A 1407-nucleotide genomic window follows, 5' to 3' on the forward strand; every position below is an offset into this window, starting at 1 on the left:
TAGTACTGCAACGGTGCTTACTGTGGCGAGGCTTCAGCTCTTGGGCTGTGGCCTCGTCGTTTGTAGTGGCTGGTCCGGGCCTGGTGTTGGCGTCGGCGGCGCCAGTGGGACCAGTGCAGGACGTGGGTGATGCTGCGGCGGACAGATCGGGTGAGATGCATGATCAGCCGGCGGATTTCGGGAACGGTCAGCGGTATTAGGTCTGGCGTTCGAGCTGGTCCAGCCCCTTTTCGAGCTGTCCGGCCCGCAGGACGGTGAGGTAGGCGTGGGCGGCCATGGCCAGGGTGATGTGCCGGTACCAGCCGGGGTAGCGGCGGACCTGGTAGTCGTCCAAACCGCACTGGCCTTTCGCGGTCTGGAAGCATTCCTCGATCGCCCATCGGGCGCCCGCGACGGCGATCAGCTCGTTGAGTGTGGCATCGGCGGGGGCGTAGGCGATGTAGTAGGCGACCTTGGTCGGGGCGGCGATGCTACGGCGGGCGAGCACCCAGTGCCTGCGGTCGGGGCGGTGCCAGGGACGGACCTCGACTCTGGCCCAGTCGTAGATCCGCAGGCCGTGGGCGCCCTCGCCACACGAACGACGCTTCCACTTCTGCCGGGGCAGTCCCGCGACCAGGTCGTGGAGCCGATGGTCCACGGCCCAGCGGGTGACCACGGTGTCGTTGCTCGTGGTGGCCACCACATGGAAGACGTCGGCCTGCTCCAGTTCATAGCGCCAGCCCTTGCTGAGACCGTAGCCCGCGTCCGCGGTCACCCACCGGAACGGGATCCCGTCCTCGATCGCCTTGCGGACCATCCCCCGGGCCATCTGAACCTTCGTGGCGAACTCGACCCCGTCACCGATCCCGGCCGCCCGGCAGCGCTCGCGGTCGTCCGTCCAGGACTTCGGCAGGTAGAGCGCCCGGTCGATCAGCGTCCGGCCACGGGGCCCCGAGTAGGCGAGGAAGACGCCGACCTGACAATTCTCGGTGCGGCCGGCAGTGCCGGAGTACTGCCGCTGGACGCCGGCCGAGCGCACGCCCTTTTTCAGGAACCCGGTGTCGTCCACGATCAGCACGCCATCGGGGTCGGCCAGGTGCTCGACGACGTACTCGCGCACGTCGTCGAGCACCCCGTCTGCGTCCCAGTCGATGCGGTTCAGCAGCCGGTGGATCCGGTCCGGGCCACCGTGACCGGCCTCCTCGGCCACCGTCCAGCCATTCTTGCGCTCCAGCGGCGCCAGCAATCCGCGCATGTAGGCCAGCGCCGACTCCCGCGGCTCGCTTCGCGCGAACCGGCGCGCAAACCGCTCATGCAACCCGGCAAGCCCGTCCGACCATCGCCGAGCATCGACCTCAGATATGTCCCCACCCATGACAGGAGCAACGACCGACCTGAACAACCGTCACGGTAGGCACCGTTGCAGTA

1 protein-coding gene is annotated in these 1407 nt (G+C 68.1%); it reads right to left on the reverse strand.

Going from position 1 to position 1407, the window contains the following annotated elements:
• Positions 1-196 precede the first annotated feature (196 nt).
• On the reverse strand, positions 197-1354 hold the full coding sequence (locus ACWGKU_RS41060; RefSeq protein WP_331768556.1) for an IS701 family transposase: 1158 nt from the start codon (positions 1352-1354) through the stop codon (positions 197-199).
• Positions 1355-1407 lie beyond the last annotated feature (53 nt).

The sequence above is a fragment of the Kitasatospora sp. NPDC054768 genome, assembly GCF_053612025.1.

Excerpts from the sequence above, each read along its gene's own strand:
- ACWGKU_RS41060 (WP_331768556.1), bottom strand. The coding sequence starts at position 1,354 with ATGGGTGGGGACATATCTGAGGTCGATGCTCGGCGATGGTCGGACGGG.